This is a genomic window from Prochlorococcus sp. MIT2304, from assembly GCF_059772405.1.
Genome location: NZ_CM186286.1, coordinates 613,022 through 639,842 on the forward strand (window position 1 = coordinate 613,022; position 26,821 = coordinate 639,842).

Below are 26,821 nucleotides of genomic sequence, written 5' to 3' on the forward strand. Positions count from 1 at the left end.
ACTCCACAACTAAGAAGTTTTTCGATTATCTTTTTGTTTTCACCTGCGAGTACAAGGTCAAATGGCTCAACGAATTAACGTTGCATTAAATTCAATCCCCTCTGGATGTAGAGATTTAGCTGAATTTGCTTTCTTCTGCGGGGTCGGTTTTACATTTGGAAGCCTAGGCCTAATATGACCAATTATTTTATTGGCAACACCAATCTTTTTATCTTTAAGCCCATTATTAAGAAACACACAAATCAAATTTATTGAATACAAAGTGTAAACATCGAAACCTCATGTCAAATTTAATCTAAAAATTTTTCAGATTTTAAAAAGACCTATCAATAGGAGTTATTAAAGTGACTTATCAAATAAAAATCCATAAATGCTCTACGGGTATAAGAACTTGTGTCAGCCTAATCACACCTCTATAAAACGAAGATTGAGGAAAGTTTTTTTATTTGATGTCAAGAAGCTGCTTTCTAATTTTTTTACCATATGAAAATTTTATGAAATTTTAGATACACATTTAAAATAATAGATAAGCAGCATCCAATTCTTTTCACGAAAAGAAAAAAATTATTTCATAATTCATATATGTATTCAGGTCAGTCAGTGAAACTGATACCAAATTTTGCTGAGTTACTACATGAGATTAAATTACCATCGCCAGAAAAATGCTTTTTAATTGAGGATGGCGATGAAAAATACATAGGAAAATGGATAAAAAATGGAGAAATCACATGTGAACTTGAAAAACTCTTCGAGTGGATAAGCATGAAGTACAAACTCAAAAAAAACAACCTAAGCCACAAAGAGAGGGAAATTGCTGAAGATGTAAAAAAAAGATTTCCTTTAGAACAATGGCGTGTGATAAAAATTTTTAGCGACCACCAACGAAAATACCGATATTACAAAAAGGCCATAGAAGACGTAAAAAGTAGAACAACTCCTCGAATGAACGAACAAGCAATCATGACAATATTTAGACCAGGCTGGAGTATAAATACTTAGTATGGTATAATTACCTATAAGATCTAAGTTTAAATTCTCATGATTAAAAAGTACCCCTTGCTTCCTTTCATTATTTTTGCTGGAGCATTATTAAGCACCGCTACAATCGGTTTGCCTGTATTTGCGGGATAATTTGAATGCAAATTCAAATTACTTAAGTTAATCTTCCTTTAGCCCATACTATTAAATATAGATTTAAAATAAAATTACAATCTCATAACCAACTAAAAACATAAACTGATAAAATTTAATTCAATAAAAACTCAATAGATATTATTATTATTTTGATAAGATAGTAGACCAATAATTAAACAAGAAATAAGATGAATATAAAAATATTGAAAGGTAAAGCCAGTTAAGCCATGCCGGACGCTCATTACCATTATTCATTGAATCTAATAAAAATATGGTCAATATAATACACTTTTCAAATATGTTTTTTGACTATAAGCTTATAATGCTTAATGTTAATTCTAAAAGTTGAAACCCAAAAGTAATTACATAAGAGGAAGTATCTATGAAAAAACGATACAAGTTTCTAGAAAAACACGTAACTGAATTTATCAAAACTTTCGAAAGCTTAAGGGGAAACGAATGGTCTTTGAATTTTCCAGTTTTTATTTTTGATAGAGATTGGTTTAAACTTAAAAAAGTAAAACTCTATGATTTAGCTAGAGAACTTAAGCCAGACAACTCACAAGAAGCCCCAGAACTAATTAAATATCAAAAATTACTCAAGGATGGACACGATCATTTGCTTGCTATTCAAGAATGTTGGAATGAATTTGGAATTGAAGACTTTCATAGATCTCTAAGAAAATCATCAGAATGGAAATCAAAAGGGAATAATGGCTGGACTTTTAAAAAATACGCTGAACTCCTAATAGGATATAGAAATATTATTGAAAATAAAGAAGTTCGCATACCTATTATTATCCTCGGAAGAAATTCAAGCGAAGATCACAAGCTTGAATGGATAAGCTATGAATTCATTACAGAATTAAATATCAAACACTAAAACTTATAAACGTTATTCCCTCTCAAGACCTTCAAGCAATAGTTAAATCGTCAGATCTAGTCCCCCACTCAGTGTCTTCGAGAAGATCAGAGTAACAAGAGGCATTTACCAAGTTATATTTCTGAAATTTCCAATCTGAATCTTCAAGGTAATCTGAATACTCGAATGTTTTGGCAAGAAGAGAGAATTCCTTACTAAAAGGGCACATGAATCTTTTGCATTTTTCCAATCATTCACACTCGTAAAGATAAAAGCAACTAAAATTTATAATTCCTAAATATTTAAATAGAAGAATTAAGTCCCAATACAACAAAGTAATTCAACACAGCATCTGTTATACGATGTTTGACTGAAAAAAACCTTTTTCAAAAAGAATGGATAACGTAAGAAATGAACAAGATAGGGAACTTGATTTCGACAAGCTTCCAGAAGGTGTTTATTTCTTTACAGGTCAAGAGGGATTTGTGAAAGTTGAGGTAGATATTCAAGGTAATCAAACTTGGGATCTAAATAATTGGTTTGCCTCATTAGACCCAGACATACATGAGGCTCAACATCAAAAAATAATTCAAGACATAAAAAAAAGAATAAATGCTGAAACCGGAAGAATCAATCCACCTGAAAATTTAAGAAAAAGAATTTTCACTAATCCTTTTAAAAATAAATAAAGGAGAACAACCTATTTAAAAGATAAAAATATTTGATTAAATGCTAATCCGATTAGCAAATATCTCAATAATGTACACCATGCATACAAATAAACACATTCATAATCTGACTTAGAAATTTCATCACCTTTTCGACTTAACAAAAGATTAAAACGATAGTTTGAATTGTTTTTAATAATAAATACAACAGATAATATAAATGTTTTTAAAACACTTGTGTTTAGACATAAAATCAGGGCAACAAAAAAAGAAACATTTGATATGAAGTCAAAAAATGGAATAATGACAGCAGGCAAAACAAACAAATTAGAAAAAATATAAACAACTCTGCTTTGCTTAATCCAAAAAAACATCGTTTATAAGAATACAAATATTTATATCTTTAGCAAACAATTAAAGGAATGGCAATTTTCAAATAAAAATTAATAGAAAAATTATCATCCTGATAATCAATTAAATCAAAACCCTTAAAGATTGGCATCATTAGATTAATAAAATAATCAGATTTATGATTCGATGGTCTTATAAATAATTATATATTTTTTTTTCATATTTAAAAACGGCATTCTAAGAAGTTATAATTGTATTATTACAAAAGACAAAATGAGAATATTACTTCTCCTTTCTATATTTATATTTGCTATTTTATTCATTGGAAAAAAAATTTTTTATTCTGCAAAAAGGAATCTATTTAAAGATCAAACCGCATGGTCTGGCAAAGATATCACAATTACATACAACAAATCAAAAGAAGTGTCACAGTCAAAAGAAATTGACAACTATTTAAAAATCATTGCTGATGAATCAAAAATCTATTTAGAAGACCAGTCTAAAAAAGAGGAAGAATAATACCAAACAAATCAAAATAGAAGAAAGAATCAATAGAAATTAAATAAAAAAAATTGATTCATACTTTAAACTATAATAGGATCATTCCTTTTATAAAAATGTACTATCACTTGTTTTCAATAAATAATTTATATTTCATGTTAATGAAGACAACTCTACTTAATATGACAATTAATAATCCTCTTTTTATTTTAGCACTAATAACAGTGATTTGGTTCATCCCAGGAATTATAGTTAGACGGTTTAATGAATCAAAGCAAATAAAGAAAAAGAAAAAGAATCAGGCTGATGCCATAAGAAAGCTATACCCTGAGTCTAAAGATTGATTGAATTGATAACCACTAACAGATTTATATATTAATACAAAGTTAGAGCATTAATTATTCTCTTAAAAAGTAATAACAGTTACTTTAAATTTAAAAAGTCAAAAAACAAATACATTTAGTATTAGTTGTACGATTTAAGTTAGAATGAGTTAGTCTTACAAAAAGGCAGTTGATGATGATAAGGAAACTAGGACAATATGGTGGTTATTTACTAAGTGGAATATTAATAGCATGGCTAATAAATCCAACAGCCGCTCTGGGATTCCTTGAGATCTTTTTAAAAATGACTTTATTGGTAACTATTCCAATTGGTGGCGCTTATCTTTTAGATAAAATTATCCTTTTAAAACATCAAAAGTTATGGAATATAATATTTCCAACATGGGCAATAGTTAGTTTCTATTATAGTTTCAGGCTAGTTAAATTAATAGAAAGACTTATTAATTAAATATTTAAGGTTAGTATAAAAATATTTATAAAATAACAGAATAATATTATTACTAATTAATATTGTTTAAAGGTATGTTCAAATAAGAATCGATTCATAACTCAAGTTAAAAGCTTAAGAGGCAAGACCTCTAAGTATGCTTTTGCAAAGTACTTAGCATTTCTAGAAGTTAAAATATCCACCTTTATCGAACAAATTAATGCTTTATGGATAATGATTAATACAGTTGTGATTCGAACATCATGGTCCTACCTTTCCTTACCGCAATATTTTTCCCTGATTATGGTTACCAAGGTATCCCCTGGGATTTATATTTACTTCATTTTTTCTTCTTTGCAATTGTGATTCCATTTCATGTAATTATTTTTGCAGCTCGTAGTGCTCAAAAGGTAAAGCCTAATGGGGTGAAAGACTGGCTCAAGTGGGAAACCAATGCAACTAAAGACGACTTGACTTCAAGATTTCCAGACAATTTCCCTACCGCTTGACTAACTTTAGAACCTTCTAAAAATGTCTGAATTTATCAAGGTGCTACAACTTCATCAAATTTGGGCAATTTTAGGTTTATATATATACCTGCATCTAAATAAAAATGCTTCATTTGCCATTCTTAACCTTTGCTTTGGGAGGAGGAAGCCTCTCTGCAACAATTGTCGGTGTTCTATCCCTTGTTCTTTTTGGACTAGTCGGTGTAATTGCTGGTCCTAATCTATCTAAATTTGATTCTGAAGCGTAGGAACACAGCTCATAGGCAAAATCTATGAGCTAATTTTCCTAACTAACAATTTTTAGATTGCCAAAATCTATCTAACGAATCAAACTCTCAAATAACAAAGATCTTTATCCATCAAGTGTTTTTTTACTCTTGATGGATTTTACTTTTTTATCTCAATTGCAATTGAAAAAATAAATAAATAAGATCTCGAAAATTAATGGTTAAAGTCAAAAAATATCTAGAAAAAATTAAATTTAGACAAAAACAAAGCCTGGCCTATACATAAGTAAATCTTATAGTCAATATGACCATAGGAAATGAGGGTTGATTAGTTGCGGCTCTGGCTTATACATTTATATGTACAAAATTTACAAAACTCAGTCAAATGGAAATGAATCCTTATAAGCCTTTGATACAAGCCATTCAAAAAGTATATAGAAACTTCAAGTAAAAGATCAAAAGAATTTAATGAGCAGATTTAAATTCACCTCCTCTTCCTCCAGCTTCAGAGGCTTGTCCTATTCGAGAAAATAAATTCAAGCTTTCATCATTTAAATTAATCACTTCTACTTCAGATCCGCCTAATTTTATTCTCCTAATCACTTGGTCAAGCACCGTTACGCCGCTTTGATCCCATATATGAGCTTCGGCCATATCGATAGTAATTTTTTTAGGATGTTCGTGAAGTTCAAACCCTTGCCTAAAGTAAATACTACTAACAAAGAATAATTGGCCTTTAACTTTATAAACCCTGTGATTATCACCATTTAAAGAAGACTCAACCTTAATAACTTTTGCAACCTTTCGACTAAATAATATTGCTGCAAGTCCAACTCCTGAAAGCAGTCCTAGGGCTAGATTATGTGTAATAACAGTTACGAATACAGTTAATACCATAACTGAACTATCACTTCGAGGGATGCGGCGTATGTCTTTAATTGATATCCAATTAGCAGTATTTATCGCAATCATTATCATTACACCAACCAATGTTGCCATTGGTATTTGATTCACCCAATCTTTTGCAGCAAGAATCATTGCTATTAAACAAACCCCGGAACTCAATGTTGAAAGACGAGTTCTTCCCCCATATCCAACGTTCATAACCGATTGTCCCACCAAAGCGCATCCGGCCATACCTCCAAAGAGAGAACTAACAATATTACCTATCCCCTGTCCTCGAGCCTCAACATTTTTATTTGTAGTTTTATCAGTCATATCATCAAGAATATCTTGAGTAAGAAATGTCTCCATAAGACCTACTAAGGAAATTGCTAAAGCTGTTGGAAGTATCAAACCAAGCGTTTCAAAATTAAGAGGAACTTTTGGGAAACCAAAGCCAGGTAATCCATTTGGGAGGATTCCTAAATTCGATACAGTTGGAACATTTAATTTAAATCCAATAGAAATTGCAGTACAAATAAAAATGGCTACCAATGCTGAGGGCAAAAGCTTAGAAATTCTTGGTAGCAAATAGATAATCAACAAAGTAAGTATGGTCAAGCCCCAAACCAAAGGTAGTTGAACTGCAGTAACTACTTTTTCAGAATGTGCCACCTCAATACCCAAATGAGGCAATTGAGCAAGGAAGATCAATATAGCCAAACCATTTACAAAGCCATCCATAACAGGTTGAGGTACAAATCTCATCTGATGAGCAAGTCTCAAATACCCCCAAGCGATTTGAAGAATTCCCGTGAGCAATCCAGCAGCCAAAAGATATTGCAGGCCAAGGCCAGGGCTAATATTTTCTCCTTGTTGAACAATCCCAGTCATCAAAAGAGCAGTTGAACCAGTTACTGAGGTAATCATGGCCATTCTGCCCCCAAAAATTGCCAGTGTCACAGAGAGCAAAAAAGCACCAAACAACCCAACTCTTGGATCAACCCCTGCAATACCAGAAAAAGCTATCGCCTCTGGAATCATCGCGAATGCAACAACTAGTCCAGCAAGCACATCGCGAGAAGGAGAGACTATTCTCTCCTTGGCTAAAAAATTGTTCAATTTCAAAACTACGCTTTTACCATCCTGCCTCATTAGACATGAGAATTCAGATTAGTAAGAAGATCTTCTTACTAATCTGAATAAATAATCAATCGGATTCCTCTTTTCTTTCAATAAATGAATCCATCAATTTTTTATATTCATTCTCTCTTGAACTTTTTGCAAAGCCGACAATAAAAACGACGGACGATACTACTATCAAGGTTAGTATTGTCGGACTAAGACCCATTTCACTAGCAGTCAAAGCAAAGAAAAAATGAGCTATCATTAATTAAGTAAATACTTTCAAAAGACTAAGTTGAATAGCACAATCTTTAAAGTTTTTTAGACAGAAGTTTATTTTTTAGATAAACCAAAAATAATGAATACGAAAGTTTATAACTATTTTTCTTTTATTAAACTAACAAACTCTTCAGTGGATAAGGCAGGTTTATACTCCCAAGTCATTCCGAATTTATCTCTCCAGGACCCAAAAACCTTAAATAAAACTGATGCACTTGAAGCTTTACAAATGATCACTCCAGTACCATCTTGTGGAGTATGAGCCCATTCAATTCTCTCGTAGCCATCAATAGGGTCCTCAGATTTTCCACTTTCGACATAATCTACAAATGCTTCAGATGAATAATTTTGATCCTCAGATGATTCGAATTTCCAAGTGACTATATAAAGCTGCATTTTTTGTTTTAAGTAAAGATTGTATTCTATCTGAAATTATTTTTTATTCCTAAAACCAGGCTCAAATTGCCTTCGTGCTGCCTGTGTTCTTAGAAATAATTGCCTTCCAGAACTTGATAGTGTAAACCTTAAAGCTTTGCCAGACTTAAACATCGCTTCCCCGATTGCCTTTGTTCTGGATAATTCAATTTGATAAGCACGAGAAACTGCTCTTTCAGCATCTACATTTGCTAACTTTGCTTGTTGGGCTAAACGTTTAGTTTTTGATTTAGGAATTACGGAGAGTTCACTTTCTGGTTCTGCCCACCTCCATAACCAATTAGAATTGGATTTTGTGATAGAAGAAGATTTCTTAACCATACTTCCATTTTCATAAGAAAAAAAGGCGTTTTCGCCTCACAAAGACCCTAACCGGTACTGGTAAAAAAAAAGGATTGAGAATGCAAAAAAAAATGAAAGTTTAAAAAGTGCTTAAAAATACAAAAAAAAATTTATAATTTGTGGCATATTAAAATTTCAGGGGTAAATCCATTAAAGCCCAAATATACAAAGATATATTTAATGCAATGGCAGCTCCCACTGTAAGTTTCTTCATACCAAAGTAAATAATCGCATTTTTAATTCAGCAAAAAAATCTCTTTTGAGAAAGTATTTATACCCTCATCAACACATAATTATTCTTGGGGCTTTATGGAGTTCCAGGAAGGAAAAGAATTCCTGACCTGCAATCATCAAGAAGTTCTTTGATTTTAACTAATTTTGAATCAAGCACTTGGTCAGCTTTAACAGTAATCCAAATAGGTTTTATCAATTCATCATTGGGTCCAAGTCTTACCCGAGCTCCAAACCAATTTGCATGTGAAGGTATTGATGCTCTGCATTTTGTCTCATTGAGAGTTAAATCAACTTTCCTCTCGATAAGCCAATCTTCTATAAAAATCAAATTAGTAAAACTATTCACCCCAGCATGTACGCTTAAAAAGCTTGAAATCAAAAGAGGCAGAAAAAAATAATTCTTCAAAAATTCAGAAGTAGATATAACTTCAATTTATTTGGTAACAGTTTTATAAAATGGGTCGCCTGAGATTCGAACTCAGGACCAGCCGGTTAAAAGCCGGATGCTCTACCACTGAGCTAGCGACCCCTAATAGACCAATACTAATAGTCCACTATGAAAAATATCACGTTGTCGAAGCATAAACCGCTTTAATGTTCCTTTTTGAGGACTAAAAAACAATTTCAAAATCATTTTTTTCCATCCTCATTGATTTTTCAGATATTTTTGAAGTCTTAATAAAAAGTTGAGGTATATGAGAATAATATGTAATTAAGCTTTTAGTAGAGAAAAACACGACAGTTTGACAGAAGTTCCATCGGTAACTGTAATAGGCGCTGGTCTGGCAGGCTCAGAAGCAGCATGGCAAATAGCTAGTGCTGGAGTCAAAGTGACTCTCTTTGAAATGCGGCCAAAGAAGAAATCTCCAGCCCACCACTCGCCCGAATTTGCAGAACTTGTTTGCAGCAATAGCTTCGGAGCGATTAGTAGTGATAGAGCTGCAGGGCTTTTACAAGAAGAGTTAAGAAATTTAAAATCTATTGTCATAGCAAAAGCTGATCAACACTCTGTTCCTGCTGGAGGAGCACTTGCAGTAGATAGAAGTCAATTCAGCCTATCAATCACAAATGAGCTTTCTTCTCACCCCCTAATAAAAATCATTAGAGATGAATGTCCTTGTCTCCCAAATGCCAAACAAATAACAATTTTAGCCACAGGTCCTTTAACAAGCGAATCATTAGCTAAAGACGTTAAACAATTTACAGGAGAAAATGAATGTCATTTTTTTGATGCTGCTAGTCCGATAATAACCGGTGAAAGCATTGATTTTTCAACAGCATTTCGGGCAAGTAGATACGACAAAGGCGATGCTGATTACATCAACTGCCCAATGAATCAAGAGTCATATTTGAAATTTCACTCTGAGTTAATTAAAGCTGAACAAGCTGAATTAAAGGATTTTGAAAAAGAATCAGCTCTTTTTTTTGAAGGATGCCTTCCCATAGAGGAGCTTGCAAAAAGAGGTCTAGAGACAATGCGTTTTGGACCATTAAAGCCAATAGGGCTGTGGGATCCAAGATGGGGGGATGTAAACGACAAAAGTCTCCGAAGGCTGAAAAGGGCTCACGCTGTCGTTCAATTAAGACAAGAAGATAAGGCAGGTCAATTATGGAATTTGGTGGGTTTTCAAACAAATTTAAAATGGGGGGAACAAAAACGAATATTCAGGATGATTCCTGGCTTATCAAAGGCAGAATTTGTTCGGTTGGGAGTAATGCATAGAAATACTTTTCTCGAATCTCCAAAGCTATTAGAGCCAACACTTCAGTTCACTAATAGAAAAACTTTATTTGCTGCTGGACAGCTCACTGGGACAGAAGGGTATGCTGCTGCTATTGCTGGAGGTTGGTTGGCCGGAACTAACGCAGCATTGTTGGCAAAAGGATTAAATACAATCACTTTGCCATCGTCAACCATGATTGGAGCCTTAACAAACTTTGTCAGCAATAGTAAAGCAAGCTTACGAGTTCAAAATAAAAAGAACTTTCAACCCATGCCAGCTAATTTTGGATTACTACCTGAACTAGATAATAGAGTTCACAACAAACGTGAAAGATACAAAAAATATAGAGATAGAGCTCTGAGTCATATAAAAAAATTAAGGGAAAAATTATTAGAAAAAAGCCCCTCTTACACGACCATCTAAAATTTCTTGTATCTCATGACTCAATTAACAAATAAAACCAAAGCTTCTTGCAACTGGGATTCGATAGTTATTGGTTCAGGTCTTGGTGGATTAGTGACTGCGAGTCAACTAGCAAGCAAGGGTGCTAAAGTCCTCGTCCTTGAGCAGTATAAAATCCCTGGTGGAAGTGGTGGTTCATTTAAAAGGAAAGGATATACTTTTGATGTTGGAGCATCTATGATTTTTGGATTTGGTAAAAAGGGGTACACAAATTTACTAACGCGAGCTCTCAAAGATGTTGGACAAGAATGTGAAACAGTTCCTGACCCAACACAATTGGCCTATCATCTACCTAATGACTTAGAAATTACAGTAGATAGAGACTATAAAAAATTCATTACCAAACTAATTGATTTATTTCCTCATGAAGAAAAAGGAATAAATCATTTCTACGAAACATGTTGGGAAGTATTTAATTGTCTGAATTCGATGCCTTTACTTTCAATAGAAGATCCGGGATATCTAATGAAAGTTTTTTTTAAATCACCTTTATCATGCCTAGGGTTGGCCAGATGGTTACCAGTTAATGCCGGAGATGTTGCTAGACGATATATCAAAGATCCCGCTCTTTTAAAATTTATAGATATTGAATGTTTTTGCTGGTCAGTCATGCCCTCCGACTTAACGCCTATGATAAACGCAGGGATGGTCTTTTCTGATAGGCATTATGGAGGGATAAACTATCCAAAAGGAGGTGTTGGAATTATTGCAGAAAAATTAGTGCAAGGAATTAAAAATTTCAAAGGAGAAATTAAATACAAATCTAAAGTAAAAAAAATAATTTTTGAGAACGGAAAGGCAATTGGTGTCTCATTAGATAATGGTGAAGAATTTTTTGGTAAAACGATAGTCTCCAATGCAACAAGATGGGATACATTTGGTGGACAAGGAATCAATGATCCACTTGTGGAACTAGATAAAGCACCTCAGGCCGAGAAAAAATGGAATAACAGATACATCCCTTCTCCTTCCTTTTTATCTTTACATTTGGGCGTAAGTAAAGACTCAATTCCTTCGAATACAGATTGCCATCACTTACTTCTCGACGCATGGGAAGAAATGGAAAATGAACAAGGAGTAACTTTTCTATCAATCCCGACTTTACTAGATCCATCATTAGCACCTTCAGATAGCCATATTGTTCATGCCTTTACTCCTTCTTCAATGGATTACTGGGAGGGATTAAGCAATACAGAATATCTTGAGAAAAAGAAGAGAGATGGAGAAAAACTTATATCTAAGTTAGAAAAATTATTTCCAAATCTTAGTCAAAATATTTTACACAAGGAAATAGGTAGTCCAAGATCACACAAAAGGTTTCTTTCTAGAGCCAAAGGTAGTTATGGGCCAATTCCTTCAATGAGATTACCTGGCCTACTTCCTATGCCATTTAATACTACAAAGATAAAAGGACTTTATTGTGTTGGTGATTCTTCATTCCCCGGACAAGGGTTAAATGCGGTGGCGTTTAGCGGTTACGCTTGTGCTCATAAGATTGGCACCCGGCTAGGAATGAACAAATGGGAGCTTCCAGAATAATTTTCCATACACTAACAAAAATTATGAAGGCAAGTTATCAAGGCTAAACCTATACCCCTGCTGACGAACAGTTGTAATTCCTCCACCATCACCAAGACCAGCTTGCTCTAGTTTTCTTCTAAGCGTCAAAACCTGAGTATCAACAGAGCGAGGTCCACCACTAAATGGAGGCCAAGCCATTCGAAGCAACTCATGTCGGCTCCGCACCATTCCTGGTGGCATCAACAAAGCACACAACAAAGCAAATTCCCTTGGGCTGAGTTCCACTGGTTTTTCTCTCAATGTGACCTGTCTAAGAAGAAGATGGACCTCAAGGGGACCAACCGCGACGCGTTCTTGTAAACCAATTCTTCCTCTTTTGAGTAAAGTCCTGCATCTAGCAGCTAATTCTTCTAGGCCAAAAGGTTTCCTTAAAACATCATCAGCCCCCTCATCTAAAAGGCCAACAACAGGTTCAACTCCTGTTCTTGCAGTTAGAACAATCACTGAACAGCCCAATTGTTGTGCAAGTCGAAGGGCTGAACTTTTTTCCAATATCTCTGCACTAACTAATAAATCTGGTGATTGATCCCGACAAAGATCAACAGCCTCCTCAGCAGAACCAACTGCTGCGGCCAGCTGGCCATCTTGCCTAAGCCTCTGAACCAAAACAGTTCTGAGAGTTGGATGGGGTTCGACAACAAGCACCTTCGAAGGTGATTGTGTGGTTGCTTGAATAGGAGAAGAACCTGATGAGGATCCTTGAATTTGCTCAGTACCGAGCTGATCTGCAGGTATTAATGTCACAAGTCGGAAATGTAGACCCTTAGACTAGAGAAGATACTAAAGCAAACTGTTCGCTGACTAACAAGAATAGTCTGTGTCTTAGCAAACCATGACATCTTTTGATAATCCAGAAGCAATAAAACACTTCCAATCAATTTGTGATGCCTGTCAGGAGCTAATAAGTCGATACCACAGTCCTTCTGAGCTTCGAATCTATGCAGACGGATATTTGCATTCCCTAAGGAATTGCAAGAGATTAGGCTCAAAGGATCAAGAGAAGTTAGAAGCATTAATTGATAGATGGATAATGGATCCATCAAGCTTTATTGGGCCTGATGGCGATATTAATAACCTCTTTTTTCAAAAAGAAGCCTAGAGATTAATCAAAAAAGTAACAAGTTATGAAGCAAGCGCGATTTCTAATTTTTCTTTCAATTCACCAGAGTTGTACATGCTTATCAAGATATCGGAGCCTCCAATAAATTCACCGTTAACATAAACTTGAGGGATTGTTGGCCAATTTGAAAATTCCTTTATTCCCTCTCGAATTTCCATATCGGAAAGCACATCAAAAGTATCAAAGCTCATTCCCAAGGAATTAAGAATTTGAACAACATTGTTGGAAAAACCACATTGTGGCATCAACTTATTTCCTTTCATGAAAACAAATATTGGTTTTGAATTAATTAAGAGTTCAATTTTTGAACGAGTTGTAGAATCCATGTCTGAAAAGTTATTGAGGAGTTGAGGTTTTCAAGGCCAAAGCATGAATTGTTTCTGTTTTCAATTCATTTTTTAATGCACCATAAACAAGTTGATGTTGTTGTACAAGAGATAGGCCAGAGAATTGTTCAGAAACAACATTGACTTCAAGATGATCACCACCTCCCATATCTTTCACATCAATTTGAGCATCGGGAAGTGTTTGCTTAATTAAAAGAGTAACTTCTTGGGCTGTAATCATTTTCAAATAAGGAATTAAAGTGAATTTGGAGAGAATCAAGTCAATGTGCGTGCTAAAGATTCAACTAAGTAAAATCATATTATCTTCTACCAACAGCTAACAAAGCTGATTGTTCAGCACTTCTCATACTTTTGGAAAGTTCAATATTGAAGTCATTTGTAGATTGCTTAAAATCACTTGAAATAATTATTGGTTTAGAGAAACAAATTGATGCCGATCCACAAAACTTCGGGACAACATCGCTATAGGCCAAACCGACTGGAACAATTTTAATTTCCAAACCTTTGTTAGAGGCAAGTTGAGCTAAACGAATCAAACCTTTTTTCAATTTTACAGGCTCGCCAAGTCGATTTATCTTTCCTTCTGGGAAAACAACTAATTGCTGACTTGAAATCAACAAATCAACTGCATATCTAAGAGTGGTTAAAGAGGGTCTTCCTTGATCAATTGGAAAACATCCCAACCTGTTCAAGAACCAACCTTGCAAACCTCTCATTTCTGATCGGGTGACCATGTATCTACAATCTCTATTTGTAATCCTTCTCCCGGCAGCCATAGTCAACATCAAAGCATCCCATCTAGATCTATGAGTGGGAGCAAGTACTACAGAACCACTTACAGGTAAATTTTCTCCGCCAATAACTATTCTTCTTCGAAAAAAATTGTTCAATGCAAAATCTTGAGTAACGAACATAGCTAATCGACTCCAGAAAGGATCAACCCCAAGGCATATTTTTTTTTCTCTATGAAGAAGGTGCAAAAAACCCTCTTTAACAAACTATCTTATAAATTAACTCCGAAAGCTTTACTATTACTGGTCAGACTGGGCAGTTACTACAGCGGCTAAACCTTATTTGCTTTTGATGAATACAATTAAAGTATATTTAAAATACCTATGGCAAGTCTTGGAGTAAACATTGATCACATAGCAAATGTCCGAGAAGCTCGTAAGACATTTGAACCTGACCCAGTAAAAATGGTTCTTTTAGCGGAATTAGGTGGTGCCGACGGTATAACAGTTCATCTAAGAGAGGATAGAAGGCATATCCAAGACAGAGATCTAAATCTTCTAAAAGAGACTGTACATACTCGACTAAATCTGGAAATGGCAGCAACTGAGGAAATGACCTTGATAGCCTTAGATCTCAAACCAGATATGGTTACATTAGTTCCTGAAAAAAGGGAAGAGGTCACTACAGAAGGAGGGCTCGATGTCATTAAACACAAAAAAAAATTAAAGGAACTTATCCAACGTCTTTCAGATGAGGATATACCAGTTAGTCTTTTTGTTGATCCAGTCCAGGCTCAATTAGAAAACTGTGCTGAAGTAAATGCCGCCTGGATTGAACTGCACACGGGTAAATATGCAATAACAAAGAATAAGGCAAGAGGTTTGGAATTATCCATTCTTAAAGAAAGCACAGCAAAAGCTAAATCCTATGGTTTGAGAGTAAACGCAGGGCATGGGTTGACATATCAGAACGTTGAACCGATTGCAGCTATTGAAGGAATTGAAGAATTAAATATTGGCCATACAATTATTTCTAGAGCCCTTTCAGTAGGTCTCTCTCAAGCAGTAAGAGAAATGAAGGGCTTAATCATAAATCCAAGAAAAGATAACTTCTTACTTTAAAAATATCTTTAAATCGCATTTTGACTCTTGCTAACAATTTATCGAAGTAATAAGGCTGAATGGTTAGCAGAGATACTGGGACAAGAACTTCGATTAAATCCTCCTGAAATAACTGAAGAGGTTAACATTCTAGTAAGTACATGGCCATCGAGTAGATGGCTAAGTGAAAAACTTTCTATAATTAATAATATCAATGCTTTAGTCAAATTCCCCTTCCCTGGAACATATTTAAAAAGTTTAGTTAAAAGAATTATTGGTATTGATCCAGATGAAAAAGATCCATGGGAAAAGAATCATCTTGTTTGGAATATTTTAGAATTATTACCAGAGTTAATGAAAGAAGAGGAAGCAGAAGTAATAAAATCCTGGCTACAAATAAGTGAGGAAGAAAACAAGCAAATTAATCTGAATTTATGGGAACTAGCAAACAATATTGCAGAGGTATTTGATGATTACATCCTTTATAGACCTGAAATTATCAAGGCATGGTTAAGCAAGAAGAAAAAAAAGAAAACTTCTAAAGAAATTAGTGTTAATAAAAATATCCTTTGGCAAGAAATATTATTTAATTTATTACATAAAAAGATAAATAAAGATCCGTTCTGCATCCAAGTCGAAAAAGCTATTAAACGTTTAAAGAAAGATAATGTTTCGAAAGCAGATTATCCAAAAAATCTATACATCTATGGACTTAGCAGTCTGGCACCATTGCAAATAGATTTAATTCAAGCATTATCAAAAGTAGTAAATATAAAAATTTATCTAATATCTCCTTGCAATGATCTTTGGCAAAGGTGTGAAGCAAGAAGACTGCAATTTAGCAACACATGGAACACACCTCCTGACAAGCAATGGTTACTAGAGTCTCCAAGACTTGAAGCTTTCCTTGGACGGATGGGAGCTGAATTTCAACAGTTGCTAGAGGGGAGTGGAAAATATCAATTGGGAGATAGAAATGAGGAAGATATTTTTTCTCTTACAGCAGATATCGCCACTAATAAAGGGAACAATCCAAATTTATTAGAACAACTACAACAAGAATTGTTATGCACAAAAAGTGAAAGCATCTTATCTAGAGAAAAATCCGACAAATCACTACTTTTCCTTAAATCTCCAGGGAGATATCGGCAAGTTGAATTAATACGGGACCATATATTACAGCTATTCGCCAATAATAAGGCACTTCAACCCAGAGACATTCTAATAATGACACCACAAGTAGATAGCTATGCGCCAATAATCGCCTCAGTATTTAACAATATAGATCATAATACTACTCAGCTACCATGGGTAATAACAGATAAAAGTCAAGAAGATAAAGTAGGTTTAATACATTTTGTGTTAAATCTGTTAGAGATTTCTGCATCTCGTCTAACCGCATCAATTTTTGAAAACCTCTTAACTAATCCAGCATTACAAGCACAACAGAATATAAGTATTGACGAGATGAGTGAGATAATAAAAGGCCTTCAATCCGCTGGTTTTACTTGGGGGCTTGATTCTTCAGAAAGATTTGGGGAAGAAACTCATAGCTTATGTTGGTGCCTAGAAAGAATTCTACTTGGTCTTATTTTACCAAATGATCCAATCAATGGGATAAGAAATATCTCCCCTCATTCCGAGAATATTTCGAGTACACAGTTTATAAAAGCATGGGGTTTACTATCAAAACTTTGCAATTATATCGATGAGATTCGCACTAAACGTTCAAGTAAAGAATGGAGAAAACTTATAACATCGCTCGTAAAGGATTTTTTTGAGGATGGTGGGGAATGGGCATGGGAAGAGCAACAACTACTAACTATTGTTAATAATTGGGGGCTTATAGCAGATGAATGTGAACTAGAAATTGATTGTTTAGTAGTCAAAGAAATTATCAAAAATGCATTAAGTTTAACAAATAGTAGGTTTGGTCATAGGACAGGAAAAATTACAATCAGTGCCTTAGAACCAATGAGAGCAATACCTCATCAAATTATCATCGTTATGGGACTAGAAAGTAGAACTTTTCCAAGAATAGATAATAGAAGAAGTTTTAATCTCCTAGAAAGGAAAAGAGAACTTGGAGACCCTAACCAATATGACAAAGACCGCTATTCATTGTTAGAAGCTTTAATCTCAACTCGTCAAAATCTTTTACTTTCTTGGAATTCCAAAGATGAAAAGACAGGAGAAGATCTTGAACCTCCAAGTCCTATTCAACAATGGCTGAATTATTTAAAAATCAAACTAGGAAGCAACGACTTTCAAGATATTCTAATTGAGCCACCAGCCAATCCTCTTGATCATTCCAACTTTATAAAAACCGAAAAATCACAAATCATGAGTTGTGATATGAAGAATCTAGAAGCTAGAAAATGGCTAGAAAAAGCAATACCGAATAAAAATGTCTCACTAGCATTACCGATAAAATGGGAAGAAATAAACGTAAGCGAATTAAGTTCTTATTCCTTCGAAACCACCAAAGAATGGTTACTCAATCCACAAATAACATGGTTAAAAGAGAACGAAATTCAATCAAAAGAATTTATCAATATTATTGAAGACAATGATTTACTAGAGCTATCAGAGTTAGAAAGATATAAGCTGCTTAAAGATCGACTAGAGAATAGTGATCTCAGAAAAATTAACAACCTAAAATGCAATTCAAACTATTGGAGAAAAAATTATTCTGGCAAAGGTGTTTTCCCTCCCAAAGGCGCTGGAAAAATAGAAGAAGATATTCTTGAAGAGCGGTGGAATAATTTAATATCCGCAATATACGCTACAGGTGAAATCTCGAAAAGGAGTATAGAGATGGAAGAGTTAGAAGGTGAATTTTACTTTAGTGGGAAGAATTTAGTACAGATTGAAATTGGAACTTTAAAATACAAAACTCTTATGAGAGGGTGGCTAAATCATTTATATTTATCTGCAAATAGTTCATTTAATTCTAAAACGCTGATCATATCTAGAAGGACAGACTATAGCAAAAAAATTAATTTCGAAGTAAGCAAGGAAATATTGCAAATAAATACCCAAGAAGCAATTGAAACACTAAGAGAGATCCATCTATTAGCAGCCGCAGGAAGAAAAAATTGTTGGCCAATACCACCTGAAAGTGGCCTGGCTTATGCCTTTGCTTTAAACGATGAAGATAAGAATGAGCGAGATTTATTTCAAAAGAGATGGGAAGGCGATTCATATAGGCAAGGAGAAAGAGAAACACTAACAATGGAACTTTGCTTTGGAAAAGAATGCAAAGCATCTACTCTATTAGAAGTTAAATCATTTAATAATTTGCTAATGAGTCTCTATGAACCACTACTAAAAAACATAAAATAATTAATCAACTAAAATGAAGCTAAACAAAGTCAATCACTTTAACGATATTAAAACCATCTTATCTAAATGGGGGTTTAGCAAGCAGGGCCTATTAGACAATTCAAAAGGAGAGTGGTATTTATTTACTCAAATATTACTAATCCTCCTACATTTCATACCTCCCTACCCAAAAATAGACCATCTAGGATTTCCAATAAAGACTATTTCTATAATTATTGGATTCTCATTTGCAATTAAAGGTCTAATAATTGTCATCAAAGCATTTCAAGATTTAGGAAAAAATCTTTCACCACTTCCTTATCCCATAAATGAATCGGTTCTGATAAAAGATAATTCATACCAAAATTCTAGGCACCCCCTTTATAAGGGAATTTTATTTATTTCTTTAGGAATATGTATCTTTTATTTGAGTCTAATACATCTATTTCTCTTCATATCAATATCTTATATTTTAAAGATAAAAGCCTTAAAGGAAGAAGAAAAACTCAAAATTAAATTTCCTGAATACAAAAAATATATGAAAGAAGTGCCAGCTATTTTTAAAAAAATAAAGTATTTAGACTGGAGATCATAAAATGTTAATTATAATCAATTTTAAACATAAGAATCAAGAAAAAAAGAGAACAATTTTGAGTTATTCTTTTATGATTTTAAAAATAAAATAGATATGAATAATATAGGATTATTTAAAGCAAACAAATATCCTTTAACTAATGGAATGCGTCTAATAGAAGCAAGTGCTGGTACAGGAAAGACATTCTCTCTTTCTCATCTTGTCTTAAGGTTATTGACTGAAAAAGAATATTCAATAAACGAAATACTAGTTGTTAGCTTTACAGAAGCAACAGCATCAGAGATAAAAGCAAAAATCATTGAAAGACTAATATTAGCATTAAAAATAATTGAATCAATAAATACAAATGCAAAACCATTTCAAATTGACAGCGTGTTAAATGAATGGGTCGAATTAAATATTACATCCAAAGAAAGAGCTTTACATATAGCCTCACTACTTTTAGAGGCATTAGAAAGAATTGACACTGCCGATATAACAACAATTCATGGATTTTGTAGTAAAACTCTACGTCGAGAAGCTATTGAGAATGGTAATAATTTAAACCCAACAATCGTAAAAGATACATATTCACTAATAGATGAAATTGTTGAAGAATATTGGAAAAAAGAAATATTACAAATAGAAACTTCAGAATTAAAAGGGATATTTAAAACTAATTTCAACCGTAAGAATTTAATTGAAGTTCTTAGTTCATTAGATAATGATCCAAATAATATTTTCAGACAAACATTTAATAACTTAAAGATAGAAGATAGTCTTTCAAAGCAATTAAACAACTTAATGGATTCATTATGGATAGACTTTAAAACCATATGGCAAGAAAAGGGCCAAGATCTTGAAGATGGTTTTATAGCAATTGCTAAGTATTTAAAATCTCTGGGTATTACAAGGATACAGCCATACTCTTCGAAGCCCAAAAAGAATCGTTATCAGCTCTTAAATAACTGGATTGAAGAATATAAAGGGAAAAGGCGACCTTCATATGTAGACATTCAAAATCAAAACCTTATAAATAAGTATTTTCATCCTAAAAATATTTATCAATTAGAGATGAAATATGGCATAGATTATTGTTCAAAAGGAATGAAGGAAGTTCTTGATTGTGTAGCAGATTTATATGATAGTCCGGGCGAATTAGTTTGGGAACATGCTTTGTTATGGACTAAAAAGGAGCTTGAAAAAAGAAAATCGAAAAAAGGTTTGATAAGTTATTCTGATCTACTTAAATTATTAGATCCCAAAAAAATAAATAGTAATGAAATTAAAGATGAAGTTAATCCTAATAATATCTATAAAAACTTAAAAGATAGATATAAAGTAGCCTTAATTGATGAGTTTCAAGATACTGATCCAGTCCAGTTAAGATTACTAGAAGAGGCCTTTGGTAACAGTCCATCACATCTATTATTGATGATTGGAGATCCAAAGCAAGCAATCTATAGTTTTAGAGGTGGGAGTTTAAATACATATATAAAAGCCAGAGAATCTTGTGATCGAATAGATTTTATGAATGCTAATTATAGAAGTACAAAATCGCTAATTTTAACTCTCAATAAATTATTTGATAATGGTTTAATAAGATCAAAGCTATCAACTCAAGAACTTAATCCATGTTCAAAACAAGAATTACTAAAACTGAATGGAATTAAAGAGCCATTGACGATAATAAACCTAATAGATAACAGTCAAGGAGCACATATGCAAAGAATAAAATTAGAATCAAAAAGTAAAATAGAGGATAAAATCCCTAAGATTATTGGATCATATTTGTTAGAGCTATTAAACAATAATCCAAAAAATTTAAACCCATCAGATATTTGCATACTAGTCAATAGACACGATCAAGCCACAAAGATCCATAGCTATTTGTCAAAAATAAAAATTCCTTCACAGCTCCTAAGCAATGAAAATATATTTACTAGAGAGGGTGCTCAAATCCTACAGATTTTCATTAACTGCATCGTAAGTCCATATGACCAACAAAAACTTGCACTACTAGCCTGTACTGAGCTAATGCAATGGAGAAAGGAAAAACTTATTGAATCAAAAATTAATGGTGATTTTGATTCATTATCATCGAAGTTCTATGGACTTGCTAAGTTATTTCCAAAGATTGGATTGTTAGGGTGTTTATCAAACTTTCTAGAAGGGAAGTTAATAGCTGACCTCTCTCATAGAGGAACTTTGTTAGGTGATTTATATCAAAGTTCTCAGTTAGTAGACGAACAGATCCATCGACAGAGATTTAATGCTTTAAGAGCCTCACAATGGCTTAGTAAGCAACGATTCCAGTCCATAGAGACAATACCTGAAGAATATCAACCTAACAGTGTCATTAGTAATAGCTCCGTAAATATCATTACAATCCACAAAAGTAAAGGACTTCAATTTAAATTGGTAATCTGTCCATACTTGTGGCAAAAGCCTCCAGATAAAAAAAGTCATTTATGGAAAGATAATCAAAATCTATTAATTTCTAAAAAGTATAAATGGCATAAAAAATATAGTTCATATTACAATTTCATTAGAAAAGAATCATTAAATGAAGCAGAGCGATTAGCTTACGTTGCTTTTACAAGAGCTAAACAACAATTAATAGTCCTATGGGCAAAGGCCGCTGATCAAGAAGGGAACCCTCTTTCAGGATTTTTATTTGGATCTGAATCAATAAATCTAAACATGGAGGCACATACAAAAGAAATGATGGAAAAATCATTCAAGAGAAGGGAACTAAAAGTTGATATTCAAGATATAAAAGTAATTGAAACTATTAAAACATGGACTCAGCCGAAAAACGAAGTCAAATTATCACTTGGAGAAATTCCTAAACATCAGTTTGATAATAGTTGGGGAAGATATAGTTTTTCAAAATGGATAACACAAAAAGATGGCGAATTAATTGTGAAAGACTTTTCAGATGAGTTAAATGAAGATCATGAATTTAAAGATGAATTCAAGGATGTATATCTCCCAAAAATTGATAAAGTATTGATAGAGAAAGATCAAAGTATTAACAGATCAGAAGATCATACATGGCCTAAAGAAAGTCCTATTGGTGATTTTCCTTCCGGCCCTATAGCAGGGACATGTCTTCATAAAATACTTGAAAGAATAGAGTTCAATGATCTCGAAGATCAAAATAAAGTCTCATCTATAATAGGAGAAGAATTGAATACAGTTAATATAAGTAGTTCTTTTATTGAACCAATTAATAATTTATTAAATAGAATTGCAAATATCCCTTTAGGTGGTCCTTTAGGTAAATTTAAAATGAAAGATTTAAATTCTAAAAGCTCTATAAAAGAATTAAAATTTGATATCCCAATTTGTCATAATGGTAATCCAATTAATACTTTCGACATATCATCAATATTTAGAGAAGATCCTCAAAATAAATATGGCTTAGACTATATAAATAAACTGATGAATCTAAATATCTATAGCAGCGGTTTCCTAACCGGATCCATAGATCAAGTTTTTGCAGATAACCCAAATCATGAAATTGCTAAATGGTGGGTTTTAGATTGGAAAAGCAACTGGATAGGAAGTCCTCTATCAAAAAATGGTGGCTCTTCTTGTGGTCCCTCAAATTATTCAATGTCCAGAATGGATGAAGAAATGTACCACCATCACTATCCACTTCAAGCCCATATATATTTACTTGCTTTACATAGATTTTTAAATTGGAGACTCCCCGATTATTCACCTCAAAAACATCTTGGAGGTTACATTTACGTGTTTTTGAGAGGACTACCAGATAAAGGGGATTTAGAACAAAATAATTTTCTTCTAAATACTCCAGGCTTAATAGTCGAACCTGCTCCTATTAAAAGAATTAAAAAATTAGATTTATTGATTAAAGGACAAGATAAATGAGAGAACCCTTGGAAAAAAAATTTTCAACTGATTTAAACAAGTCATTATTAGCTACTCTAATTCGCTATTTTCCACCCAGAGAGTTTAATGAAGCCTTAATTGATGTAGTAAATGTATTAATGGATGGATTATCAAGAGGTGATGTTTATATAAACATGAAAGAAATCCCTAAAAATCTTGAACTTAAATATAAAGATTGGCCTAGCTGTCACATGAAAGCCTTATTAGAGAGTGGATGGATTAAAGAAGATAACTCCCCAATAGTTTTAAATGGGGATTTGATCAGTTGGCGTCGAACACATAATGAGATTATTGAGACCATTAATAAAATACTCATAAGGAACCAAACTATTAATCACCTATCAAAAGAATTATCTTATCGAATTGATACTAAGAATCTAGAGCAGCTAAATACTCAACAAATAGAAGCTGTTAACCTTGTTAAAAGCGAGCAAATCATCTTATTAAGTGGTGGCCCAGGTACAGGTAAGACTAGTACCATTCTTCAAATGCTTATACAAGCACTAACAAGAAATCCAACTCTTAATATTGCAATGGCTGCCCCAACAGGGAAAGCCGCAAAAAAACTAAAAGATACTATTCAAGCGGGCATTGAAGATTTTGATGATCCCATAAAGGATAAGCTCACTAATATCCCCTCTAAAACATTACATAAATGGTTAGAAGCGGGACCAAGTGGCTTCAGAAGAAACTCTCAGCGTCTATTAAAATTAGACCTTATAGTCATAGATGAGATGTCAATGGTTGATTTGTCAACCATTAACGGATTGCTCGATGCATTAACGAAATCATGTCAAATAATCCTAGTAGGTGATCCCGACCAATTATTACCAATAGGAAGTAGTGGTATATGGCAAATTTTACAAAATAAAGAAACGAAAACAAACTTTCAAAAAAATTCAGTCAAACTAATAAAGTCATATCGAAATAAAGGAGATATCGCTTTATTAAGAAATACACTAAAAGATGAAGGAGTAGATGCTTTTTGGCACATGCTTTCAATGAAAGATGAATCATCAAATACGCGTCAGTACCTTTCATCCCTAAAAAGTGTTCCAGATCCCGTAGTAAGTACTCTTGTTAGCTATAGAAAGAAGCTTAAAACCATAACAGAAAAGTGTATCGATTATATACCTAATGAGGCATGGCAATCAAGCATGATAGAGGTAAAACAATCAGTTGAGATACTTAAACTCTTTAAATGCATAGATAATCTTCTTATACTTTGTCCGCAAAGATATGGTCCTTGGGGTGTAAATAAAATCCACGAGTTCCTTTTAGGAAAGAGATTTGAGAAAGAAGTACAAACGTGGGGGGAAGGAACACCTATCATGGCAAAAAGTAATCAACCTGAAATAGGTTTAGCGAATGGAGACGTTGGGATAATTATTGGCAACGGCGATAAAAGACGTTTTTTATTTAATGTTTTCTCTGAGGAGCAAAGACTAGTAACTCGATTAATAAACCCATCAAGGTTAAATATATATGATGCGGCATATGCAATGACAATTCATAAAGCTCAGGGAAGTGAAGCTGATCAAGTTCTCTTACTTTGGCCAAGCAGCTCAAAAGTTTCAGAAGATAAAACGCTCAATAATTTTTATTCTGATGATTATGAAAAAAGAATGCTTTACACAGCAATAACTCGTGCAAAAAAACAATTACTTGTAATTACCAATAAAGAAGAAGACTTTTAAATTTGTGGTCAACTTATTCCTAAAAGGATTTTTGAGATGATAAAATCAAAACATATCCCTTTAACAAGGCGAGTCAGCAAAGCACGGTAATACACCGATCGGAAGTTGTCTGCCTAATTTGAAGGACAAAAAGGCAACCATTATTAGATGACAATTAAAAACCCACATGAGGAATCCTCATGTCCAGTAGAACAAGATGTTCTCGAGGAAACTACTGAGGAAATATTGGATGAAGTTGATCAAAATTCAAAAAATGGATTTTCTGAATTTAATTTTAGTCAAGAACTAATTCAAACAATCTCAGATAAAGGCTACTCATCACCCACGCCGATTCAAAAAGCTGCTATTCCTGAGTTACTTCTTGGTAGAGACTTAGTTGGGCAAGCTCAAACAGGCACAGGCAAAACGGCTGCATTTGCGTTGCCAATATTAGAAAGACTTAAAAAAAATGTTGGACATCCACAAGTTTTAGTTCTTGCTCCAACACGCGAGTTGGCTATGCAAGTAGCTGAATCATTTCGCACATATTCCGCTGGTCATCCGCATTTTAAAGTACTCGCAATATATGGAGGCTCTGATTTCCGAAATCAAATCAACACTCTTAGAAGAGGAGTTGATGTCGTTGTAGGGACACCTGGGCGAGTCATGGATCATATGCGACAAAAGACTCTAAATACTAGTCATTTAAGCTGTTTAGTTCTAGATGAAGCTGATGAAATGTTAAGAATGGGTTTCATTGATGATGTTGAGTGGATTTTAGAACAATTGCCAGAAGAGAGACAACTGGTTTTATTCTCAGCGACAATGCCCTCTGAGATAAGAAGGTTATCAAAAAAATATTTAAATAGTCCTGCGGAAATAACTATAAAAGCAACCAAATTGAAGGAGAGACTTATCAGACAAAGGTACATAAGTGTTCAAAATGTTTATAAAGTAAATGCACTTCAAAGAGTACTTGAAGCTGTATCAGAAGAAGGAGTAATAATATTTGCGAGAACAAAAGCTATTACAATTGTAGTAGCTGAAAAATTAGAGTCATTTGGATATAATGTAGCTGTTTTAAATGGAGATATTCCTCAAAATCAAAGGGAACGAACTGTTGAAAGATTAAGGCAAGGTTCTATCAATATTTTAGTGGCTACAGATGTCGCAGCAAGAGGACTTGATGTGGATCGGATTGGTTTAGTGATAAATTATGATATGCCATTTGATCGCGAAGCGTATGTTCATAGAATTGGCAGAACTGGTCGTGCAGGAAGGAATGGTGAAGCTATTCTTTTTGTAAATCCAAGAGAAAGATCATTTCTAAGTAATCTTGAAAGAGCTGTAGGTCAACCAATTGAAAAAATGGATATTCCAGACAATGAACTTATCAATAGAAACCGAATTGAAAAGCTTAAAGCAAAATTAATCAAAGGGGCATCAACCGAAAGAGACAACCCAGAAGAGACTAATATTTTAGAGAATTTAATAGAAACTGTTGAAAAAGAATTAGATATAGATCCAAAAGACTTAACACTTGCCGCATTAAATTTAGCTGTTGGTTTTAATGCACTCCTTGAGAATGGGAATGAGGATTGGATCAGACAATCAGCTCAAAGGAATACAAGAAATGATCGACGAGACAATAAATTCAAACAACGTCGCAGAGGTGATTTTGATAACAACAGACTTGAAGATGAGATGGACAGATTCAGGGTTGAAGTTGGGCACCGAGACAGAGTTAAGCCTGGGAATCTAGTTGGAGCAATCGCCAACGAAGCAGGACTAAAAGGAAGATCTATAGGCAGAATAAGAATATTTGAAAACTACAGCCTAGTAGATTTACCAAAACAAATGCCTGACAATGTTTTTCAAGCTCTAAAGAAAGTCAAAGTAATGAATAGAGAATTACAGATAAACAGAGCTGACTGATAGAA

25 protein-coding genes and 1 tRNA gene are annotated in these 26,821 nt (G+C 33.6%); 17 read left to right on the forward strand and 9 right to left on the reverse strand.

Annotated elements, in window-relative coordinates:
• Positions 1-582: 582 nt before the first annotated feature.
• The 8 genes from AC6EIY_RS03920 to AC6EIY_RS03955 all read left to right on the forward strand — a co-directional run bounded on the left by AC6EIY_RS03920 (position 583) and on the right by AC6EIY_RS03955 (position 5,044).
• Positions 583-999 (forward strand): hypothetical protein, encoded by a 417-nt coding sequence (locus AC6EIY_RS03920; protein WP_498507704.1) that lies wholly within the window; start codon positions 583-585, stop codon positions 997-999.
• 517 nt (positions 1,000-1,516) lie between these two features.
• Positions 1,517-2,017, forward strand: a complete 501-nt coding sequence (locus AC6EIY_RS03925; RefSeq protein ID WP_498507705.1) for a hypothetical protein — start codon at positions 1,517-1,519, stop codon at positions 2,015-2,017.
• A gap of 374 nt (positions 2,018-2,391) precedes the next feature.
• Positions 2,392-2,685 (forward strand): hypothetical protein, encoded by a 294-nt coding sequence (locus AC6EIY_RS03930; RefSeq protein WP_498507707.1) that lies wholly within the window; start codon positions 2,392-2,394, stop codon positions 2,683-2,685.
• A gap of 603 nt (positions 2,686-3,288) precedes the next feature.
• The gene (locus tag AC6EIY_RS03935; RefSeq protein WP_498507708.1) at positions 3,289-3,534 is read left to right on the forward strand and encodes a hypothetical protein; all 246 of its coding nucleotides are present in this window, start codon (positions 3,289-3,291) and stop codon (positions 3,532-3,534) included.
• Positions 3,535-3,677: 143 nt separating this feature from the next.
• The gene (locus tag AC6EIY_RS03940; RefSeq protein ID WP_498507709.1) at positions 3,678-3,860 is read left to right on the forward strand and encodes a hypothetical protein; all 183 of its coding nucleotides are present in this window, start codon (positions 3,678-3,680) and stop codon (positions 3,858-3,860) included.
• Between the two features lie 172 nt (positions 3,861-4,032).
• Positions 4,033-4,308: a hypothetical protein gene (locus AC6EIY_RS03945; RefSeq protein WP_498507711.1), complete on the forward strand. Its 276-nt coding sequence runs from the start codon at positions 4,033-4,035 to the stop codon at positions 4,306-4,308.
• A gap of 242 nt (positions 4,309-4,550) precedes the next feature.
• Positions 4,551-4,796 carry a hypothetical protein gene (locus AC6EIY_RS03950; RefSeq protein ID WP_498507712.1) on the forward strand — a complete coding sequence of 82 codons (246 nt, stop codon included), beginning with the start codon at positions 4,551-4,553 and terminating at the stop codon, positions 4,794-4,796.
• 104 nt (positions 4,797-4,900) lie between these two features.
• Positions 4,901-5,044 (forward strand): hypothetical protein, encoded by a 144-nt coding sequence (locus AC6EIY_RS03955; protein ID WP_498507713.1) that lies wholly within the window; start codon positions 4,901-4,903, stop codon positions 5,042-5,044.
• A gap of 444 nt (positions 5,045-5,488) precedes the next feature.
• Here AC6EIY_RS03955 and AC6EIY_RS03960 read toward each other — a convergent pair whose 3' ends face one another.
• The 5 genes from AC6EIY_RS03960 to AC6EIY_RS03980 all read right to left on the reverse strand — a co-directional run bounded on the left by AC6EIY_RS03960 (position 5,489) and on the right by AC6EIY_RS03980 (position 8,849).
• Positions 5,489-7,060 carry a SulP family inorganic anion transporter gene (locus AC6EIY_RS03960; protein WP_498507714.1) on the reverse strand — a complete coding sequence of 524 codons (1,572 nt, stop codon included), beginning with the start codon at positions 7,058-7,060 and terminating at the stop codon, positions 5,489-5,491.
• Positions 7,061-7,408: 348 nt separating this feature from the next.
• Entirely contained in the window at positions 7,409-7,705 is a 297-nt protein-coding gene (locus AC6EIY_RS03965; RefSeq protein ID WP_498507715.1) for a DUF3303 domain-containing protein, read from the reverse strand.
• A 36-nt stretch (positions 7,706-7,741) separates the two neighbouring features.
• A complete protein-coding gene (locus tag AC6EIY_RS03970) occupies positions 7,742-8,065 on the reverse strand; it encodes a hypothetical protein (protein WP_498507716.1) in 324 nt (107 codons plus the stop codon).
• A 328-nt stretch (positions 8,066-8,393) separates the two neighbouring features.
• Positions 8,394-8,666, reverse strand: a complete 273-nt coding sequence (locus AC6EIY_RS03975) for a hypothetical protein (protein WP_498507717.1) — start codon at positions 8,664-8,666, stop codon at positions 8,394-8,396.
• 111 nt (positions 8,667-8,777) lie between these two features.
• Positions 8,778-8,849, reverse strand: a tRNA-Lys gene (locus AC6EIY_RS03980).
• 214 nt (positions 8,850-9,063) lie between these two features.
• Between AC6EIY_RS03980 and trmFO the strand changes: the two genes are divergently transcribed.
• Both trmFO and crtH read left to right on the forward strand, forming a co-directional pair.
• Positions 9,064-10,467 carry an FADH(2)-oxidizing methylenetetrahydrofolate--tRNA-(uracil(54)-C(5))-methyltransferase TrmFO gene (gene trmFO, locus AC6EIY_RS03985; RefSeq protein ID WP_498507718.1) on the forward strand — a complete coding sequence of 468 codons (1,404 nt, stop codon included), beginning with the start codon at positions 9,064-9,066 and terminating at the stop codon, positions 10,465-10,467.
• 15 nt (positions 10,468-10,482) lie between these two features.
• The gene (crtH, locus tag AC6EIY_RS03990; RefSeq protein ID WP_498507719.1) at positions 10,483-12,045 is read left to right on the forward strand and encodes a carotenoid isomerase; all 1,563 of its coding nucleotides are present in this window, start codon (positions 10,483-10,485) and stop codon (positions 12,043-12,045) included.
• Positions 12,046-12,066: 21 nt separating this feature from the next.
• Here crtH and AC6EIY_RS03995 read toward each other — a convergent pair whose 3' ends face one another.
• The gene (locus tag AC6EIY_RS03995; RefSeq protein ID WP_498463103.1) at positions 12,067-12,831 is read right to left on the reverse strand and encodes a response regulator transcription factor; all 765 of its coding nucleotides are present in this window, start codon (positions 12,829-12,831) and stop codon (positions 12,067-12,069) included.
• Between the two features lie 88 nt (positions 12,832-12,919).
• Between AC6EIY_RS03995 and AC6EIY_RS04000 the strand changes: the two genes are divergently transcribed.
• Complete coding sequence (locus tag AC6EIY_RS04000) at positions 12,920-13,186, forward strand: DUF6761 family protein (RefSeq protein ID WP_498507720.1); 267 nt, start codon at positions 12,920-12,922, stop codon at positions 13,184-13,186.
• Positions 13,187-13,209: 23 nt separating this feature from the next.
• On the opposite strand, the gene grxD is transcribed toward AC6EIY_RS04000, so the two are convergent.
• The 3 genes from grxD to AC6EIY_RS04015 form a co-directional block, all read right to left on the reverse strand.
• Positions 13,210-13,533 (reverse strand): Grx4 family monothiol glutaredoxin, encoded by a 324-nt coding sequence (gene grxD, locus AC6EIY_RS04005; protein WP_498463105.1) that lies wholly within the window; start codon positions 13,531-13,533, stop codon positions 13,210-13,212.
• A gap of 10 nt (positions 13,534-13,543) precedes the next feature.
• Positions 13,544-13,774, reverse strand: a complete 231-nt coding sequence (locus AC6EIY_RS04010; RefSeq protein ID WP_498507721.1) for a BolA family protein — start codon at positions 13,772-13,774, stop codon at positions 13,544-13,546.
• Between the two features lie 79 nt (positions 13,775-13,853).
• Positions 13,854-14,534 carry a lysophospholipid acyltransferase family protein gene (locus tag AC6EIY_RS04015; RefSeq protein WP_498507722.1) on the reverse strand — a complete coding sequence of 227 codons (681 nt, stop codon included), beginning with the start codon at positions 14,532-14,534 and terminating at the stop codon, positions 13,854-13,856.
• A gap of 135 nt (positions 14,535-14,669) precedes the next feature.
• On the opposite strand from AC6EIY_RS04015, the gene AC6EIY_RS04020 reads away from it, so the two are divergent.
• From AC6EIY_RS04020 to AC6EIY_RS04045, 6 genes are all read left to right on the forward strand, one after another.
• Positions 14,670-15,407 (forward strand): pyridoxine 5'-phosphate synthase, encoded by a 738-nt coding sequence (locus tag AC6EIY_RS04020; protein WP_498507724.1) that lies wholly within the window; start codon positions 14,670-14,672, stop codon positions 15,405-15,407.
• Between the two features lie 27 nt (positions 15,408-15,434).
• Positions 15,435-18,731: an exodeoxyribonuclease V subunit gamma gene (locus AC6EIY_RS04025; RefSeq protein WP_498507725.1), complete on the forward strand. Its 3,297-nt coding sequence runs from the start codon at positions 15,435-15,437 to the stop codon at positions 18,729-18,731.
• Positions 18,732-18,744: 13 nt separating this feature from the next.
• Entirely contained in the window at positions 18,745-19,305 is a 561-nt protein-coding gene (locus AC6EIY_RS04030; RefSeq protein WP_498507726.1) for a methyltransferase family protein, read from the forward strand.
• A gap of 93 nt (positions 19,306-19,398) precedes the next feature.
• Positions 19,399-23,184 carry a UvrD-helicase domain-containing protein gene (locus AC6EIY_RS04035; RefSeq protein ID WP_498507727.1) on the forward strand — a complete coding sequence of 1,262 codons (3,786 nt, stop codon included), beginning with the start codon at positions 19,399-19,401 and terminating at the stop codon, positions 23,182-23,184.
• Entirely contained in the window at positions 23,181-24,902 is a 1,722-nt protein-coding gene (locus AC6EIY_RS04040; RefSeq protein WP_498507729.1) for an AAA family ATPase, read from the forward strand. Before AC6EIY_RS04035 ends, AC6EIY_RS04040 begins: the two co-directional genes overlap by 4 nt.
• Positions 24,903-25,049: 147 nt before the next feature.
• The gene (locus tag AC6EIY_RS04045; RefSeq protein WP_498507730.1) at positions 25,050-26,816 is read left to right on the forward strand and encodes a DEAD/DEAH box helicase; all 1,767 of its coding nucleotides are present in this window, start codon (positions 25,050-25,052) and stop codon (positions 26,814-26,816) included.
• Positions 26,817-26,821: the final 5 nt, after the last annotated feature.